Genomic DNA, 19,049 nt, shown 5'->3' with positions numbered 1-19,049 from the left:
AATATCCTTGTTTAAGCTGTATCTATAGATCAATCGGTTTGTATCAGTTCAATCCGCTGTTGCAGATATTTTTTTGAGTTTTTGCTATTTCTAAATTGAAGCTGATCTAAATCAACCGCTTGATGGCTTTGCTCTCGTGCCTGCTCAATTAAATGATGATACGGCGATTTTCCACAGACAGGATCGGCATTTTTGGCGTCCCCCGTCAGCATAAACGCCTGACAACGACAGCCACCAAAATCACGATCTTTTTTATCGCAACTGCGGCATTGCTCAGGCATCCAGGCATCGCCCCGAAAGGCATTAAAACCCTCTGAATCGTACCAAATTTCAGTAAGTGGCGTCTGTTTTACATTGGGAAAACTCAAAGGTAATTGTCGTGCAGCATGACATGGCAAAGCTGTACCATCAGGCGCAACCGTTAAAAAGATTTTACCCCAGCCATTCATGCAGGCTTTGGGCTGTTCTTCATAATAATCAGGCACCACAAAAATAAGTTTACACGGATGCTTTTGTTGCTTTAATTTTTCACGATATTCATTGGTAATACGTTCAGCGCGGACGAGCTGTGCTTTGGTCGGCAACAAGCCCTGCATATTTTCAAATGCCCAACCATAAAATTGGCAAATCGCCAATTCAACGGTGTCGGCATTAAGCTCTATACACAGCTCAATAATTTGATCAATTTGGTCGATATTATGCCGATGAATCACAAAATTGAGCACCATCGGATATTCATATTTTTTGACCAATCGGCTCATGTCATACTTTTGTTCAAAGGCATGTTTTGAACCTGCTAAAGCATTGTTGACCACAGGGTCACTGGCTTGGAAACTCACCTGAATATGGTCAAGACCAGCTTGTTTTAAAGCGGCAATTCGGTTCTCGGTTAATCCCATCCCGGAGGTAATTAAATTGGTATAAAACCCTAAACCATGGGCATGTGCCACCAATTGCTCTAAGTCTTGACGAACTAACGGTTCTCCACCCGAAAAACCCAGCTGCACCGCACCCATGTTTCGTGCCTGATCAAACACATCACACCATTGTTGGGTGCTGAGTTCGTCTTTATATTTGGCATAATCCAGCGGATTGGAACAATACGGGCATTGTAACGGACAACGATAGGTCAACTCTGCCAAAAGCCACAGTGGCAAGCCCACAGCCTGACTCATTTAAACTCAATCCAATGTTGTTGTTCAGCCACCAACATATATTCAATCACATCATTGCCAATTGCATCGATATCACCAAATTGTTGTTTCAGTACTGCAATAATATCAGCAACGGATTGTTCACCATCAATATGCTGCCCAATGGCGGAAGCGCTTTCGTTGAGCTGAATCATGCCTTCAGGATACAAAATCACATGGCGATTTTGCGCAGCTTCAAATTGAAAGCGGTAACCGTGTCGCCACGTGGGTATTTGAGTCACATCAAAATTTGCAATACTCATGCTTTAAATAATCCTTTGTGCCAAACGCGATCACGGGTGACGCTTTGATATGGTGCTTGATTGTGAACATAGGCCAGCGACAACGCATCTAAAATCGTCCACAAAATATCGAGTTTGAATTGTAAAATTTCGAGCATGCGCTGTTGCTCGTCATATTCAGTGAATGATTCAAGGGTAATGCTCATACCGTGTTCAACATCACGGCGGGCTTGACTTAAGCGTGAACGAAAATAGTCATAACCGGCTTCACTAATCCACGGATAATGCGCAGGCCATGAATCTAAACGCGACTGATGAATTTGCGGTGCAAATAATTCAGTTAAAGAACTACTTGCCGCCTCACGCCAAGTGGCACGGCGAGCAAAACTGACATAGGCATCTACCGCAAAACGCACCGCAGGCAGCACCAATTCTTCCGACATCACTTGCTCACGGGTCAGCCCCACAGCCTCAGCTAAACGTAACCACGCTTCACGCCCGCCACCGTCTGGATAAACGCCATCTTGGTCAATCATGCGCTGAATCCACTCTTGACGCACTCGATGATCAGGACAATTTGCCATAATCGCCGCATCTTTCAGTGGAATATTAATTTGGTAGTAGTAACGGTTTGCAACCCAAGCTTGAATTTGCTGTTGCGTGGCTTTTCCTTCATACATCATCACATGAAATGGATGATAAATATGATAATACTGCCCTTTGGCCAAAATGGCTTGCTCAAATTCGGCCGTCGAAAGTGCTTGCGGTTTTGCGGTCATGGCATTGCCCTTTTACAATTCAATCTGCATGCCATCAAAAGCCACTTCGACTTGATGCGCTTGCAATTCGGCAAATTGTGCCGACTGTTCATTTAAAATTGGATTGGTGTTATTGATGTGGATATACACCTTACGCGGTTTACTCAGTTGATCTAAATACGACAACGAACCCTCTTCACCACCAATATATAAATGCCCCATTTCACGACCTGTTTTTGTGCCCACGCCACATTGTTGCATTTCATCATCTTGCCACAAGGTACCGTCAATCATCACACAGTCTGAATCTGCCATAATTTGCATGATGTCATCACTGATTTTGCCAAGCCCCGGTGCATAAAACAGTTGTTTTTGGGTTTTATGGTCTTTAATCACTAAAGCAATGTTGTCGCCATCGTGTGGATCATGGCGATGCGGTGAATATGGTGGTGCAGCACTACGAATAATCAATGGAATGAATTCTAAGTTTTCAAAACCATCAATTTTAAAGGCTTGTTTAGGATCGATGAGTTTATGCTGCAAACCACCATTCCAATGCTTGAGCATATTAAATAACGGAAAGCCTGTGCTTAAATCCTGATGTACCATTTCAGTACACCATACTTCCATTGGGCAACCTTCGCGTAGGGTTAAGAGCCCTGTGGTATGGTCAATTTGACTGTCCATCAACACCACAGATTTAATGCCTGTGTCACGCAATTGTCGTGCGGGTTGCGCGGCTTTAAAGTCAAATAATTGCTGACGAATATCAGGAGAGGCATTACATAGCACCCAGTCGATGCCATTTTCTGACACTGCAATGGAGGATTGTGTACGTGGCTTGGCTTGAATGGTGCCTTGACGCAGGCCATTACAGTTTGCACAATTACAATTCCACTGTGGGAAACCCCCACCTGCGGCTGAACCTAAAACATGAATATACATAAAATAATACTTATAAAAATATATAAGCCCTAGAAATCTAGGGCTTATGAGTTTAACAGGGTCTTAGCTATTAGCGTGCTTCGAAGTACATTGTCACTTCAAAACCAATGCGTAAATCTGTAAAAGCAGGTTTAGTCCATTGCATGTTTTTTCTCCAGTAAAGGATAAATGATTTTGCTTGCTTCTATTGAAGATGAAAACCATTTAGTTTTAGTGAGTTTTAAAGAAGCATTTTAACTAAAAAGTCGCGTCAAGCAAACTCTGATTCGCCTATTCCACAAACGAGCACATAGAAATAATAAATAAAGGGTTAAATTATAATAATTTATCCGTTTTATTACGCTTATTTAGATGTTTAAAAAGTGACTAAATTTGGTAATATCCTAAAATTTGATCATCAGGAAAACTGAATTTAGCCTAGTAAATCAACGATCTTTAATCTATAAAGTTTTTTCGCCACGTTATTTGTACATCACCGTCACTGTTGCTGTCGAGTTTAATGTTCCAGCAGATGTATTAGCTGAATCCAATTTATAATATTTTGCATAGTAGCCTCTACTCGCTATTGGATTATCTTTATCTTGTGATGTAGTACCAAATTCTGTTTCTACACCCAATGTTACAGGCATATTCGTTTTTGCATCAAAAATCTGTATAGCAACATTCTTAGATGCACTTGGTGTTTCAGCATTTATTAAAACGCCTTTAGAAGCCTTTTCTATTTGAGAACTGCCAACATCTTGATTATCTACTATAGTGCTATACAAAAGTGTATTTTCTAAGCCAGATGTGCACGTTGCTTTAACTGTAAAGTTGGTTTTTCCTGCTGTATCGCCAACATTTTTCAATGTATGTGTTGACATGGTTGGTAATACGACATTAGGGCTATTCACATTACATGTTTTTAATGAATACGGCGTTATGTTTAATCGAATTTGAGCAACTTGAGTTGCTGAAGTTGTGAAGCTAGCGTCCTGCTGGCTAGATTGGTCTGGCTTTATCGTTCCATTTATATCGTAATATTTTTGGTTTGGTTCTTGCCTCGTCCACGCAACATCTAAACTACCAATTTTAATAGGCACATTCGTGATCGGCTGTATCGGTGCTTTATCGAACGCTATAGATAAATTATGAATTTTTAAACCTTGTGTATATGTATCTAGTGTACGAATATTTCCGTTTGGTTCATTCAAAGTATATTCTGGTGCTTTTGCGGTGTTATCACTATAAGAAAAATAAATATACGCATAATCGTTTATAAATTTATTACTTGTATTCACTATTTTATAGTAACTTTTACCATTAAATGTTTTTTGCATATTTGATGAAATATTACTATTAAAAAAAGGGTTAAATGTTGCCGTTTTTGTTCCAGCTAACATTTGCTGTTGACCGTCTACACCATTATATTTCCGAATGTTACATTTTATGAGGCTACTACCTACAATAGACTGCTGTTCGGGTGTGAGTATATTTTTCACATCTCCCGAATTCAGATTTTGGTCAACAGCAGCCCTTGTGTTTGACGGATGCAATTTACTTGCTGCATTACCACCATTATTACAACTCTGCTGGGCAGCCCAGATGTTTCCTGATAAAAGCATAAGATTAAAAAAAGTAAAATAATGAATATAAGGATGCATTATCTACACTCCACATCGATGATTTGGAAGGTTTTGCTTTTCGCCTTTTTAGAAAGGTTGATCTTAGATGGTATTTTAATGACACAGGATTGCGTATTTATAGCCCCCCAATAAACAAATATTTCTTTAGATTTCAAAAATTTCTCTTTTTCAATAAACAACTGATTTGACTGACCAAAAACACCTAGAATATTATTTTTTGAATCCATTGCCTGCGCACCGATTGGGATTTCTACTCCTTTATCCGTATGAACATTAAACAGCAAATTTGATGTTTTTTCTGTTTCGAATTCAATCAAAGTAGAACTGTAACGACGAGGGATAATTTCTGCTTGGTTTGCTTTCAGATTAACATTAACAGGAAGGTTTCTCGTGTCCACACTGAGCTCGTTTACTTCATAGGGTGAAAGACTTGAATAAATCGCATTACCAAAGCGATCAATTTTTACACCCCAAGCATTATTAACATCTGCATCGGTTGCGCCATCGGCATGAATAATCGTAAATGTGTCAGCAATCGCATTGCTTGCCGTTATGCCATGTCGATGTGCAACAAATGCACCCTGAGCACTAAAACCAAATTGTTGATCAGTATTTGAAATACTAGCAACACTATTTAGTCTAATTTGCGGCAGGTTATATCCTACGCTAGCAGATAAAGACTGATTATTCTGATAACCGTCTATATTACTATTTACGGATAGACCATAATCCATTTGATTATTTGAACCTAGTGTACCAGATACCCCAATAACTGCAGAGGTTGGATTTCCTGCGATATCACTATGCTGTATATTTGAATATAGGTTCGCGTGTTTATTAGACCAATCTAAAGGTAGTGTAAATGTTAAATAAATACGTCTTTCAGTTTTATTATCATAGAAGGATGTAGAGCTTTGTGAAAAGTTGATTGAGTAATTCAATTTTTTAAAAAAGTTCGCATATCCAACATTATACTGCATATAGTCTTTATTCGCGTTCCAATATTCATTACGAGAAGCACTAACATAAAATGTGCCCCATTTATCTTTTAAATTTTGATACAGCGAAATATTCTGCTGCTGTTTTAACCGATAGGTTTGAAAAATATTTTCTATTTCTGATTCAGCTAAGTCATTATAATTAAGTAATGAAAGCGTATTGTTCATACTCAAAAATTCTTTATCTTGATACTGAGCATTTAGGGTTATATTTGTTTGTGTTGGCTTAAAATTAAACTGATATGAGGCTTGATATTTATTGCCTTTATGCAGCTGATTTAATAATTCAGCATCAGCATGTTCGATATCTACTTTAAAACCACCAAAGAAAGTATTACTCCCCAACCCCAATAGATAGCTTTTATATGGCTGACTCAAATTTACACCAGAATGAATACTCACATAGTTGCTCAGACCATATTCCAAGCTCAATTGTGAAATATAGGTATCCGTTACTTTCTGATTAATTTTATATTTACCTGTCGCAGCACTATAATTCAATTGCCCCAAACGAATTAAATTAAAGTTGCCCTGTAGAGGAACAATAAAACTATGTTTTTCACCTCCATTTTCAGTAACCTGCACCGTGAGATTACCATTAGAACTAATCGCTGTAAGATCATTGATTTCAAAATTACCCGCAGGAACAGATCGTTCATACACTTTACGCCCACCTTGAAAAATAGAAACCAAGGCATTTGTATTGGCATTACCTTTAATGAGTGGCGCATAACTCCGCTGTGACATCGGGCGCATACTCATATCAGTTGCAAGCTGCGCACCTCGAATTTGTGCAGAGTCAATATCGTAAGCTTGAGTATTAAAATCCCCTATCGTGATACGTGATTTTAATGCAAGTATGTCTGTTGAAAGCGTATTTAATGATGAATGATATGTACCTAAACGAGAACCTTGAGAATCAAAACTCCCTTCATGTCGATAATTAAATCCACCAAGGTTAATACCACCAGCCAAATTTAAATAATTACTAACCGATGCCTGTTCATGATTATATTGATAACGATAGGTATTAAAATCATAACTGATAAAAGCAGAACTAATACCTTTATCAAAGCGATCTGGTGCAATATAACCTGCCGGTCGATTGTTCGTAATTACTAAAGGTAAAGAAAAATTAAGTTCTAATTGCGATCGATCAAAATCATAATAAGCATCTGAATTAATGTCTTTAATGGTTAGACATTCTTTATGAGGCAGTCGTTGCAAGACTTCTTCTTTCAAATCTAGTTTTTCTAATAAATCTGAATCGATACACAAGACAGCATCTTGGCTTGCGTCAAGATGATCAAACTTTAAATTTAAATTTCCTATACTCCGATTATTAATACTCGTGTTCACTGAATAAAGACCTGAAGTCACAGCATTAGCACGAGTATATTGACGCAAATCAATATCTTGACTTGCACCACCGAAAAGAGCATGCGTATCATAGCTGTAAAGAGTTTTATTATTTTCCGCCTGTAAAGGTTTTGAATTTGATACGTTCGGGTCTAAATCATCATCTGCGAAAATAGACTGCATTTGGACAAGGATGAGTATACTTAATAAGCTACGTTTCATGAATTTACAGATTATTTCAGGTCTATTGTGTAGGGCTGATTAGAACCATAATCATTTATAAGGGTATATATCATTTGAGTTGGTTTAAAATTCAGCTTGGGCTGAATCTTACTTTCTGAAAAAGGAGCGATCATAAGTGGATCGGTATAAACTAAATGTTCTTTTTGAGGATTAAAATCTAGATTTAAAAAGTTTAAAAAATAAGGTGATGGATTATTAATTTTTAAAGTTTTGTCTGCCTCGTTATAGCTAAATTTCACAGATGTAAATGCTTTTTCTTGCACCATATTTAATTTAGTAGGACGGTAAAAAACTTTAATTCGTGAACGAATTGAAATATTCAGCTGATTCTGGGCAGTTTCAGTTGTTGGAGGAATATCTAAAATATTAAACCAAAATAAACTCTCACGATCTTTCGGTAAAGTCTCAGTTCCTTTAGAAACTAGACGAATCATTTGCCCTTTATTACCTTCAATCATTGTAATTGGAGGCGTTAAGATAAATGGAATTTTATCGGCTGAAGGAATTTTACTTGGGTCACCATCATCTAGCCATGACTGTATTAAAGCAGGTTGTTTTAATTGATTATTCAGCTGAACAGTAACCGTACTCTGATTAGAGGGAAAAATAATACGCGTACCAGTAATGACTACGCCTGCATGCGTAATCGTAGACAGCGCAAATACACTAACCAGCATTGACAATTTAGAACGCATATTATTTTTCCTTCTTATTACTTGTAGATAATGCTATAGCTAACAGAAGCTGTTACCTTTCCAGCTACAGTTTTATCTGTTGCGTAATAGCGAGCAAAGTAATTGTAAACATAATTATTACCGTCCAACTTGGCTGTAGGCGACTCTTGATCAGCTTTATCTTTAGATAAGTTAATCACCCGTTGTTGATCAGTTAAGAGTTGAATATCAACAACTTTCTTAGTCTGCTCATCTGTATTTTTTAGACGACCAGCATCATTGACTTTACCTGCTTCAGGCTCAAAGTATGGCGTCGCTGTTTTAGAAGTATCAGACCCTAAAATACATCCATTAGTGGTACCTGCCCCCCCATTTAATGAAATACCAAATTTAGTTAGACCACCTGTCGTATCGGCAGCAGGTAAAGCAGATACATTTAGTGTAGGCAACGTTACCGTTGCATCAGCGCCCTTAGCCCCAGGAGTCGAACCACCAATGACTGTGGGTGTACATGTGCTATCAACTAACTGACCATTAAAAGTAATAGTTCCATCAACTGCGAATGCCGCCGATGGGACAAACGATAATAAGAAAATTGGCGCTAAAATTTGAAAAGTTTTCATACAATCTCTAGAAATAAAAACATACAAGGGTGTTAATTTTGAGTCGCGCATACTAACAACAAAATGTGACAAATCTAACAAAATTAATAAAAAATACTTCTAATTGTTATCTATTTAAACAATATAGTGATTTGTAAAATGTTTTATTTTATTTAAGTGCTTGAAAATACTTTTTTTAATTTTTATATCCTATCTTTTACATAAATTTACCATAAAGTGGCAACAATAGTACAAAAAAACACCAGGGATTCAGTATACAAAGGTGAACCCACTAAAAATCTAAGCTAAATAGCATGTTTTTCCACCATGATTAAGATGTGAGTTTATAGCTCGTTATGCACTTGAGTCATACGGGCTAAAGCGGGATATTGAAGGATTAATTGGGATAAAAGCTATGACTAATAACGGTTTGTGCTTTTTTAAAAGACTATTTACACTATAGAGAAGTTGAGTCAACTTTCGTACACTGTATTATTCTTAAAAATATCTACCAAGATTGGAATATGACTTCCAAAATCACGTTTCTATATTACGCTATTGGTAAATTTAGCAAGATTCGATAAAGTAATAATAGAACAGGCTATATCATTATAAAGCATTTTTGCTCATACAGATTTATTCTGCTTACATATTACTTACATGGATTTAGGTATTAAAAAACCACTTACGATTAATGCACGTAAGTGGTTGTTTTATATGGTGGGCCCACACAGACTTGAACTGTGGACCAACGGATTATGAGTCCGCTGCTCTAACCAACTGAGCTATAGGCCCTTATTGTGTAATTAAGTCTAATTTTGACCCAATTTAAAACCTTAGGAGTTTATATAAATAAACTGGTAGGCATATCCAGACTCGAACTGGAGACCTCTACGATGTCAACGTAGCGCTCTAACCAACTGAGCTATACGCCTAAAGTAGTTGCATCATATTCATTCTTTAAGCATAAATCAAGAAAAATATAGACCAGATACCTCTTAAACGTTTGCTTTTTATTCAGATATTTTATTTCTTAAATTAACCTACAAAACAAATGATTAATGATATTAATCATTACATGAAGTAAGTGAGTGAAATTCTGCTAGTCTAGAATCTAGTGAATTAAGCTGTCAGCAAACTAACCATAACAAACAAAACCATTCTGCCTACAGAAACTAACTAAGGTCATCCCTGCTGTTTTTGCCATTTCTATCGCCATACTGGTCGGTGCTGAAATAGTTGCAATCATCGCAATATCGAAAATAGCGCATTTTCGAATAAGCTCATAACTGGCGCGACTGGTCATAACAACAAAGCCATTCGATCGAGCAATATTTTCAGTTGCAATAAAACCAAGTAATTTATCGAGCGCATTATGGCGGCCTACATCTTCAAATAAGGCAACGATGTTTCCATTTTCAACCCAAGCCGCCGCATGGGCACCACCAGTTACAGCACTAATCGGTTGATTTTGTTTCAGTTGCTGAATTGCATTTGGAATATCTTTAAGCCAATTTAAGTTAGCTTTGTGACTAATTGTTTTCAAATCAAAATGGAACTGCTTTAAGCTTTCTATGCCACACAAACCACATCCTGTTCGTCCAATTAACGCCCTACGCTGCTGCTTCAAAGCCACAAATGCTCGTGTCGAAATTTCCATTTCAACTTGTATGCCCAATGAATTATAATGAACTTCAATAGCATAAAGTTCGGATAAACTTGAAATAATCCCTTCAGATAAGCTAAACCCTTTTGCAAATACTTCAATATCCACAGGTGTGGCCATCATCACTGCATGAGAAATCCCGTTATAAACCAATGCAATAGGATATTCTTGCACCACTTCATCGAATGTCGCCTGCGACTGCCCAGCTTGAAAGCGTTGTACCGATACCTGCTCATAACCTTTTATGGGAATACTCAATTATTTCATCCTTATTCAAAAAATAAGAGAGTCCAAAAACCCTCTTATTGCAACACCACTTTCACTTAAAAGGCCATGTTATGCGATGGTTTCGGCATCGACTGTTTCTTCTAAATTAAAATGGGTCGGCGCGGCTCCTGCATGTAATACAACAGGTACGCTTTTAGATGCAGGAATTTTTGCCGCAGGATCGTGACTACTCAGCGCAACCAATGGATTGGTTTCGGGATAATACGCCGCCAAACTTCCTACAGGAATATCGTACGGTACGATTCTGAAACTTTTCACAATTCGCTGCACGCCGTCAGAGAAAATACTTTCAATATCCACCCATTGATTAGCCACAAATCCAGCAGCATCAATATCGTGTTGATTCATAAACAGTACACGGCGCTGCCCAAATACACCACGATAACGGTCATCCAAACCATACAACGTGGTGTTGTATTGATCGTGCGAGCGCGTGGTCATTAAGGTGTAAATTTTACGCTGCGTATATTGCTTAGAATATTGATTTTCCTGATCTTCATACACATCAAGCAACGGTTTAATTAAGAATCTAGCCTTACCAACTGGCGTATTCCAAATATGTTTATTGGCTGGATGTTCAAGATGAAAACCACCCGGTGGATAAACACGCGCATTAAAATCTTTAAATTCATCAAAAACTTCAGCAATCGAATCACGAATGCGGTCGTAATTTTCGATATACCAACGCCATTTCACCTGACTTTCTTTTAAGGTGGCTTCAGCCATACGTGCCACAATATCGGGCTCTGAAAGTAAACTTTCCGATGCAGGTGCATTACGCCCCGCAGACAAATGCACGTTGCTCATTGAATCTTCAACAGAAATGGCTTGTGGTCCGTGCAATTGCTGATCGACTTCTGTTCGACCTAAACATGGTAAAACCAAAGCATCTTTACCACACACCAAATGGCTACGGTTCAACTTGGTCGCAACATTTACCACCAACGAACAACGTTTTAAGGCTTCTTGCGTATATACAGTGTCTGGTGTGGCCACAGCAAAGTTACCGCCCAAACCAATAAACACTTTAACCGCACCATCGTACATAGCTTGAATGGTTTCAACCACACCAAAACCATCTTCACGTGGTGATTTAATCCCAAAAACTTGATCTAAACGGTCTAAAAATTGAGGATTTGGATGTTCATTAATACCCATCGTCCGGTCGCCTTGCACATTACTGTGCCCTCGTACCGGACACAGACCAGAACCTGCACGGCCGACTTGCCCTTTTGCTAACAATAAATTCGCCAGCATATGAATATTTGATGTACCGTGACGATGCTGGGTAATGCCCATACCCCAACAAAAAATAGTCCGGTTGGACTCTGCAAACAGTTTTGCAAGCGATTCTAATTTTTCAGCCGTCAATCCAGAATATTGATAAATCAGCGCCCATTCGGTGCGGTCAATTTCTTGCAACATCGCATCGAAACCCACCGTGTGTTGTTCAATGAACGCTCGGTCAAATAACCCCGCTTTACCCGATGCTAGGGCTTGTTTATCCCACTCATAAAGGTGTTTCATCATGCCAAACATCAGCGCATAATCGCCGCCAATTTTGGGCTGAAAATAATAGCGGCTAATTGGCGTGCTGCTATTGGTCATCATTTCAATTGCAGCTTGCGGGTCTTGGAAGCGCTCTAATCCACGTTCTTTAATCGGATTAATTGCAATAATTGTTCCGCCACGGCGCGACACTTCACGCAATGTTGCTAACATCCGCGGATGATTGGTCCCCGGATTATGCCCGAAACTAAAAATGCTTTCGGCTTGATCAAAATCATCTAAAGTTACCGTGCCTTTGCCTAAACCCACAGCATCTTTTAAACCCACGCTTGTGGTTTCATGGCACATATTCGAGCAATCGGGGAAATTGTTGGTCCCAAAGCTGCGAACAAACAATTGATATAAAAAAGCAGCTTCGTTACTGGCGCGTCCAGAGGTATAAAATGCCGCTTCATTTGGATGTTCTAAGGCATTTAAATGTTCCGCAATCAGCTGAAACGCCGCTTCCCATGAAATTGGCAGATATTTATCGGTTGCGGCATCGTAGCGCATAGGCTCGGTTAAACGGCCCAAATCTTCTAAGTAAAAATCGTTTTGTTCCGCTAACCAACTGACCGTATGGTTGGCAAAAAAATCGGCCGTAACACGCTTACTGGTGGCTTCAAAGGCCACAGCTTTGGCGCCATTTTCGCAAAAATTAAATGCATGGGTATCTTTCTTTTCAGGCCATGCACAACCCGGACAGTCAAAGCCAGTCGGTTGGTTCACATTTAACAGCGTGATAGAACCTTTTTTAATAATGTCCTGACGCTTTAAATTCTTTGCAACACTCAGCAACGCGCCCCAACCACCGGCAGGCTGGGTATAAGACTCAATTCGTGCAAAAGGAGTATTTTCTTGCACATTTACGTTTTGATCTAACTGTTGGCCTTTATCGTTTTGATCCACTTGCATGCCCTCGCTGCGAGAATTTTGAATAAATCCAATCTATTCATAATGCGTCATTGTCTATGCTTCACATCTTAAACATCTACTCAATAATTTTGAACAATATTGAGTAGATGCCATGTTTTACATGCTATACAGATGTTTGCTTCAAATAAAATTCATTCATGTGAATGATGATGTTCAGTTTCAACATCATGCCGGATACAACAACCCGCAACATATTGACTTGTACCATCGAGATAAAACTCTTCTTTCCAAACCGGCACTTCGTGTTTCACACGTTCCACAGCTTCTTCACACGCCAAAAAGGCTTCTTTTCGATGGGCAGCATAGGCAACCGCAATAATGGCTTTTTCGCCAATATCTAAAGCACCAATTCGATGAACGACCTGAACATAGGATACATCGTATTTTGCCTTAACTGCTTGCTCGATTTCTCGAATCATTTTTTCAGCAATCGGTTTATAAGCCGTGTATTTTAAAGCTTTAACCACCCGTCCTTCATGATGATTACGTACGGTACCAATAAAAATACCAATCCCACCACATTCGGGATGGTTTTGAATTGTATCAAAGTCATCAAGGCTTAAAGCCGTGTCCTGAATACGTTGCAGCTCGGTCATGTCTTAGCCTCCGGCAACAGGTGAAAGCAGAACTAAGGTGCAATTTTGCGTCAACACATAGCTGCGCGCAATCATTTCATCACCGATTGCACACGCACATTTTTCTAAAATTTCATGGGCTTGAGGATATTGACGGTCAATTTTTGCAAGCACATCGGCAACTTGGCTCGCTGCTGGGCATACGATCGTCAAATCGGTTGGAAGATGAACCCCTACTGCACCATAAGATTCAATATTAACCTTAATTTCAGCCATTTTACCCTCTGCTGGCAAATCGTTTTTTAACATTTAAATTTCAATAAAACTAACATATTCAGGCGTGGCTTCAGCGGCGTGACGCATAGGAATACGCACAATGACATTGGCCTGATTTAAATTACTTAACATATGCGATTGCTGTTTTGCGAGTTTGGTAACGCTTAATTGCCCGTCATGACTCACAGCCAATTTCATTCTTAGCAACTGATCGCGACTGTCTGGCTTAACTTCGCTTTCGAGTCGCGCTTGTTTCCACGCGGGTTGTCCTTGTGTATTGCCCTGCAACGCATTTAACAGTGCCGTAACATGTAAGGACAAACAAACAAACACCGCCGCAGGATTGCCCGGTAAACCCAACAAATACGATTGCTGCGTTTCTGTTTGATACTGTGCAAAATACAGCGGCTTACCCGGTTTTTGTGCGACTTTCCAAAACACCTCTGTTGCACCCAGCTGCATAGAAACAGGACGAATTAAGTCATAATCCCCCACAGATACGCCGCCGGTCGTGATGACTAAATCGTAATGATCGAAGGCATTTTTAAGTGCTTGCGTTAAAATTTCACGCTGATCAACCACATGTTCAAGATGAATATTGCTAAAGCCTTGTTCTTTAAGCCATGTTAAAATCATCGGTGCGTTGGCATCAAATACTTGGGCATCGTTATCTAAACTTTGGCTGACTTCATCTCCGGTAATTAAAACGGCAATTTTAGGCTGCATAAAGACCTGCACTTGCTTAACTCCAGCCATACTTAATGCTGCAATCACACCACTTTTTAAATCTTGTCCACGCACAGCTAAAGGTGTGCCAACTTGTAATTCTTCACCTTGATAACGAATGTCCGTGCCTTTGTTGAGCGGTTCATTCAGCACAATTTTAGTTGGGGTCACTTGCATAATTTCTTGGCGCGCAACCGTATCTGCCGAATCTGGCAAGCGCCCACCAGTGAAAATGCGTACACATTGTCCAGACTGAATTTGAATATTTTCGGCAATCCCCGCTCGCACTTCACCCACCAACTCAAATTCGGTGACACCGGCCAAGATATCGTCACTTCTTAAAGCATAGCCATCAACCGCACTTTGGGTAAATAAAGGCAATGCGATATCAGAGACGACATCGGCAGCCAAATAATGCTGATGTGCTTGCATTAATGGCACGGTTTTCGTTTTTAGCGGTTGTACTACGCGGTATGCATCAAGTGCCTGATCGACCGAAATGAGTCCGTTTCCCGAGCAACTCATTCATAGCCTCCTGGATGTGGTAAATCCTTGCACACGTCAAAAATATGTACGATTGCGGGTAAAATTGCAGCCATCGATTCCGATGCACCGCCACGACTTCCCGGCAACGTAATCACCAAAGATTTGTCAATAAAGCCAGCCACGCCACGTGACATGGCCGCATACGGTGTGCGGCGCTGCCCAAACGAGCGCGCAGCTTCCATTAAACCATTCAGTTCGCGCTCTAGCATTGGTTGGATGACATCGACAGTTATATCTCGTTTTCCAATACCTGTGCCACCAACGGTAATGACACAGCCATACGACTGCGTGAGTGACTCAATTTGTTGTTTGAGTTGTATTTCATCGTCCGGTAACACATGGTAATGAATTGGATTAAAGCCTGCTTCAGTTAAGGTTTCAACCACAGAACGCCCTGCGGTATCAGGCTTTTTACCTGCTGCCACAGAATCAGACAACACCAATACAGCCGCCGCCACAGGTTGACGCAAATGACGGCTAAAATGTGATTTTCCACCTTTTTTTAAGTCGAGTCGGCATTGTTCAATAATCAGTTCATGCGGTTCGCAGTGCGGTTTAAGCATGTCGTAGATGGTTAAAGCCGCCAAACTTGCCGCAGTTAGAGCTTCCATTTCTACGCCTGTTGGCGCAATGGTTTCTACTGTTGCATGAATCAGCACGCGATCTGCCAATAATTCAAAGTCGATATCGGCACGGTAAATTGGCAATGGATGACACAGCGGAATCAGCTCATCGGTACGTTTTGCCGCTAAAATTCCAGCAATTCTGGCTGTTTTTAACGCATCACCTTTTTCGGTATTGCCATCTGCAAGTAACTGTAAGCAATGTGGCGGTGCCAATAATTCTGACGTTGCCGTTGCAATACGAAAGCTTTCAGGCTTCATGCCTACATTTTTCATAACATCTTTTTCCGAAACTAAACCAATAAAGTCGCTTGATATCCCATATTTTTAGGCACAAAAACCTAAACCTTGCACAACGATTAGCCCCCAATAGAATGCATACTAATCTTACGAATCGGCGCTGCCTGATAGGCAATATACCCTGCTTTTTTATACCATACGGCATCTAAAATTTGCTGAATTAAATCTTGCTGCCGTTCGGGTTTTAAAAGCGCGCGAATCGGTGTACCTGTATTGGCAAATAAACAGGTAAATAGCTCGCCAGTTGCGGTTAAACGCAAGCGATCGCAGGTTTGGCAAAAAGGCTTACTAATGGTTGAAATAATACCCAATTTATAAGATTGATTGAGCAAGTAAACGGTTGCAGGATCGTGGTTACGTGGTAAAGCCTCAAGCTGAAAATGCGGTGATAAAATATCAATAATTTCATCTTCAATCACCACTTTTTCACGCGCCCAATGCTGTGGTTGGTCTAAAGGCATATATTCAATAAAACGCAGCTCTATCTGCTGCTGATAAGCACACTGAACCAACTCTAAGACTTGCTGATCATTCTGCCCTTGCACCAAAACACAATTAATTTTTATAGGAATATTGGCTTTTTGTGCCGCCGAAATACCTGCAAGGACAGGTGCTAAGGGCTTTTTGGTCATGTCTAAAAAAGTTTCTGGGCGAATACTATCTAAACTAATATTTAAATCATCTAAACCGGCTTTTTTTAGTTCATCGGCATAGTGCTCTAAATAATAGGCATTAGTAGTCATGGAAATACGAGTCAGCCCCAAAACCCGTAAACGATTCAAACGATAAATAAAACTGACCACGCCTTTACGCATTAAAGGCTCGCCACCCGTTAAACGAATTTGATTAATGCCCAGTTTAACCATAACTTCACAAAACTGCTCTAATTCTTCAAAGCTGAGAATATCGTGTTTTGCAAGCCATTCTGGATGATCTGGCATACAGTAACTGCATTTAAAGTTACAGCGATCGGTCAAAGAAATTCTTAATTTTCTTTTTTGACGTTGAAATTGATCAATTAATTGAGAATCGGGTAAATTTAATACAGGTTGAGATTGGGTAAGACTTGAATGAAGCTGCGATTGCGCCTCCTCAATTGTGTGTACCATGTCTCACCCCTCTGTGTGTCTATAGAAACTGCGCTCTATACGACATTTACGCTTACTCCACCATCAAATGTACCCTGTTTAGGAATATGCTTTGATGTGGCTAAATCTCTATTATCCTTATCCCGATTCACCAATCAATGACTTTTTTTACAAAGCAGCATTTATTTGCAATGGCAATGAGTTAAATATGTAAATTCACCGCAATCAGTGCCAATATCGCAGGCACTGCCTGAATAAAGATAATTTTTTTATTGGCAGTAAAACCACCATAAAGACCTGCAACCAACACACAACCTAAAAAGAAATTTGCCAGTGCAACAGAGAAAGATTCAGGAATAGCACACAAAGACCAAATTAACCCGGCAGCTAAAAACCCATTATACAAACCTTGGTTTTGCGCCATCACTTTGGTTATTTTTGCTTTTTCTGGGCTATTGGCAAATGCTTTTAAGCCTGCGGGCTTATCCCATAAAAACATTTCCAAAACTAAAATGTAAATATGCAATACTGCAATTAAACCAATTAAAATATATCCTATCATTTTTGCGTCCTATCGATTGAATGCTACAGAAAAGATCGACCCATTCAGCCGATCTTTTCATTTCAAAATTATGGTTTTAGTAATACTTTACCCTGACGTGCAGCTTGTGTCGACTTTTCAGCAATTGTTGCGACATCGTCAAAGCTAAATACACCTTCTACTGGCAAGATCAATTTTTTCTGCGCTGCCAATGTGAGTAATTCCACGATCAATTCTTTTTTACGTTCTGCAGGCATTTCTCGGCTAATCACACTGGCCCAAAAGCCTTTTACAGTCGCTTGTTTAAAGATTAAATCACCAGATGAAATATTCATTGCGCCACCACTCATGGCCCCAAAAGAGACCAAAAGACTGTTTTCACCCAATAAATGAAGTAGCTCACCGCTGGCATTGCCACCAATTGAGTCGACTGCAACCGTTAATGGTTGATCGGCATGAATTGCTTTGACCTGCTCTTTCCAATCGGCTTGATCGGTTGCCACAACATGCTGAATACCTAACTTTTTCATATCTGCAATGGCATCGGTTCTGCGCACCAAGTTAATTACATTTTGCCCGCGCGCTTGTGCAATCATGGCCACTGTTTTTCCAACTGCGCCATTGGCCGTGTTTTGAATGAGCCAATGCCCAGTTTCCAAATGCACAAAATCTAATAACATTAATGCACTCAGTGGCATTGCAATCAGTTGTGCTGCGGTTTCATCATCAATGGCGTCTGGTAATGCAATCACGCCAGATGCAGGCGCAATAAAATATTCAGCCCACGTTCCATGTACGGATGCCACAGAAATACGCTGGCCAACTTCAACATGATTTACCCCCTCACCAAGTGCGTCTACAATTCCGACCGCTTCACTTCCGCCAATGGCTGGTAATTCAGGCTTGTAACCATAGCTTCCACGCACGGTCCATACATCATGGTTATGCACAGGTGATAACAACGTTTTTATTCTAACTTCGCCGGCTTTAGGTTCTGGCTTTGGCATTTCACCCAACTCAAGTACATCGACAGGTTCACCAAAACTTTTATGAATGATACTACGCATATTCTGTCCTAAAAATTTGAAATGATTGCTAATTTGGCTAGGGTGTGTTGACACTTACTGCTCAAATATTAATTTACAAGGGTAGCCATAAAAATATACAAGCGAGAGCAACTGAACTTTCATAGTTTCGTTTCAGCTTGTCATATCGAGTGGCTATCCCCCTAAATTGCTTCAGTCTACAAAACATATTTTCAACTAAGTGTCTGATTTTATATAAATACCAATCCATA

The 19,049-nt window shown here is 39.8% G+C and carries 18 protein-coding genes, 2 tRNA genes and 1 pseudogene; all 21 read right to left on the bottom strand.

Features of this window, described 5'->3' with window-relative positions:
- Positions 1-29: 29 nt before the first annotated feature.
- A complete protein-coding gene (gene pqqE / locus I2F62_RS08450) occupies positions 30-1,175 on the bottom strand; it encodes a pyrroloquinoline quinone biosynthesis protein PqqE (protein ID WP_324626578.1) in 1,146 nt (381 codons plus the stop codon).
- On the bottom strand, positions 1,172-1,456 hold the full coding sequence (gene pqqD / locus I2F62_RS08445) for a pyrroloquinoline quinone biosynthesis peptide chaperone PqqD (RefSeq protein WP_324626577.1): 285 nt from the start codon (positions 1,454-1,456) through the stop codon (positions 1,172-1,174). Before pqqD ends, pqqE begins: the two co-directional genes overlap by 4 nt.
- A complete protein-coding gene (pqqC, locus tag I2F62_RS08440; protein ID WP_324626576.1) occupies positions 1,453-2,214 on the bottom strand; it encodes a pyrroloquinoline-quinone synthase PqqC in 762 nt (253 codons plus the stop codon). Before pqqC ends, pqqD begins: the two co-directional genes overlap by 4 nt.
- Positions 2,215-2,226: 12 nt before the next feature.
- On the bottom strand, positions 2,227-3,138 hold the full coding sequence (pqqB, locus tag I2F62_RS08435; protein WP_324626575.1) for a pyrroloquinoline quinone biosynthesis protein PqqB: 912 nt from the start codon (positions 3,136-3,138) through the stop codon (positions 2,227-2,229).
- A 70-nt stretch (positions 3,139-3,208) separates the two neighbouring features.
- A complete protein-coding gene (gene pqqA / locus I2F62_RS08430) occupies positions 3,209-3,283 on the bottom strand; it encodes a pyrroloquinoline quinone precursor peptide PqqA (RefSeq protein WP_001982218.1) in 75 nt (24 codons plus the stop codon).
- 316 nt (positions 3,284-3,599) lie between these two features.
- The gene (locus I2F62_RS08425) at positions 3,600-4,781 is read right to left on the bottom strand and encodes a fimbrial protein (RefSeq protein WP_324626574.1); all 1,182 of its coding nucleotides are present in this window, start codon (positions 4,779-4,781) and stop codon (positions 3,600-3,602) included.
- The gene (locus I2F62_RS08420) at positions 4,781-7,342 is read right to left on the bottom strand and encodes a fimbria/pilus outer membrane usher protein (RefSeq protein WP_324626573.1); all 2,562 of its coding nucleotides are present in this window, start codon (positions 7,340-7,342) and stop codon (positions 4,781-4,783) included. Before I2F62_RS08420 ends, I2F62_RS08425 begins: the two co-directional genes overlap by 1 nt.
- 11 nt (positions 7,343-7,353) lie before the next feature.
- Positions 7,354-8,058 (bottom strand): molecular chaperone, encoded by a 705-nt coding sequence (locus I2F62_RS08415; protein WP_324626572.1) that lies wholly within the window; start codon positions 8,056-8,058, stop codon positions 7,354-7,356.
- Between the two features lie 17 nt (positions 8,059-8,075).
- The gene (locus I2F62_RS08410) at positions 8,076-8,660 is read right to left on the bottom strand and encodes a fimbrial protein (RefSeq protein ID WP_324626571.1); all 585 of its coding nucleotides are present in this window, start codon (positions 8,658-8,660) and stop codon (positions 8,076-8,078) included.
- Between the two features lie 697 nt (positions 8,661-9,357).
- Positions 9,358-9,434, bottom strand: a tRNA-Ile gene (locus tag I2F62_RS08405).
- A gap of 63 nt (positions 9,435-9,497) precedes the next feature.
- Positions 9,498-9,574, bottom strand: a tRNA-Val gene (locus I2F62_RS08400).
- Between the two features lie 203 nt (positions 9,575-9,777).
- Positions 9,778-10,563 carry a formate dehydrogenase accessory sulfurtransferase FdhD gene (gene fdhD, locus I2F62_RS08395; protein WP_324626570.1) on the bottom strand — a complete coding sequence of 262 codons (786 nt, stop codon included), beginning with the start codon at positions 10,561-10,563 and terminating at the stop codon, positions 9,778-9,780.
- 78 nt (positions 10,564-10,641) lie between these two features.
- The gene (locus tag I2F62_RS08390) at positions 10,642-13,056 is read right to left on the bottom strand and encodes an FdhF/YdeP family oxidoreductase (protein WP_324626569.1); all 2,415 of its coding nucleotides are present in this window, start codon (positions 13,054-13,056) and stop codon (positions 10,642-10,644) included.
- A 152-nt stretch (positions 13,057-13,208) separates the two neighbouring features.
- Positions 13,209-13,673, bottom strand: coding sequence for a molybdenum cofactor biosynthesis protein MoaE (locus tag I2F62_RS08385; RefSeq protein WP_324626568.1), 465 nt, complete (start codon positions 13,671-13,673; stop codon positions 13,209-13,211).
- A gap of 3 nt (positions 13,674-13,676) precedes the next feature.
- Positions 13,677-13,928 carry a MoaD/ThiS family protein gene (locus I2F62_RS08380; RefSeq protein WP_324626624.1) on the bottom strand — a complete coding sequence of 84 codons (252 nt, stop codon included), beginning with the start codon at positions 13,926-13,928 and terminating at the stop codon, positions 13,677-13,679.
- Between the two features lie 33 nt (positions 13,929-13,961).
- Entirely contained in the window at positions 13,962-15,179 is a 1,218-nt protein-coding gene (locus I2F62_RS08375; RefSeq protein WP_324626567.1) for a molybdopterin molybdotransferase MoeA, read from the bottom strand.
- Positions 15,176-16,099: a bifunctional molybdenum cofactor biosynthesis protein MoaC/MoaB gene (moaCB, locus tag I2F62_RS08370; protein WP_324626566.1), complete on the bottom strand. Its 924-nt coding sequence runs from the start codon at positions 16,097-16,099 to the stop codon at positions 15,176-15,178. The genes I2F62_RS08375 and moaCB overlap by 4 nt, the downstream gene beginning before the upstream one ends.
- A gap of 83 nt (positions 16,100-16,182) precedes the next feature.
- Positions 16,183-17,232 (bottom strand): GTP 3',8-cyclase MoaA, encoded by a 1,050-nt coding sequence (gene moaA / locus I2F62_RS08365; protein WP_324626565.1) that lies wholly within the window; start codon positions 17,230-17,232, stop codon positions 16,183-16,185.
- A 181-nt stretch (positions 17,233-17,413) separates the two neighbouring features.
- Positions 17,414-17,773 (bottom strand): DUF1304 domain-containing protein, encoded by a 360-nt coding sequence (locus I2F62_RS08360; RefSeq protein WP_324626564.1) that lies wholly within the window; start codon positions 17,771-17,773, stop codon positions 17,414-17,416.
- A 68-nt stretch (positions 17,774-17,841) separates the two neighbouring features.
- Entirely contained in the window at positions 17,842-18,819 is a 978-nt protein-coding gene (locus I2F62_RS08355; protein WP_324626563.1) for a zinc-binding dehydrogenase, read from the bottom strand.
- Between the two features lie 73 nt (positions 18,820-18,892).
- A pseudogene (locus I2F62_RS08350) lies at positions 18,893-19,049 on the bottom strand (IS5/IS1182 family transposase); the annotation flags it as partial.

This window comes from Acinetobacter sp. MD2(2019) (genome assembly GCF_035615615.1).
GTDB lineage: Bacteria > Pseudomonadota > Gammaproteobacteria > Pseudomonadales > Moraxellaceae > Acinetobacter.
The sequence above is the reverse complement of the archived record's forward strand: the minus strand, read 5'-3'. Positions and strand labels throughout refer to the sequence as shown.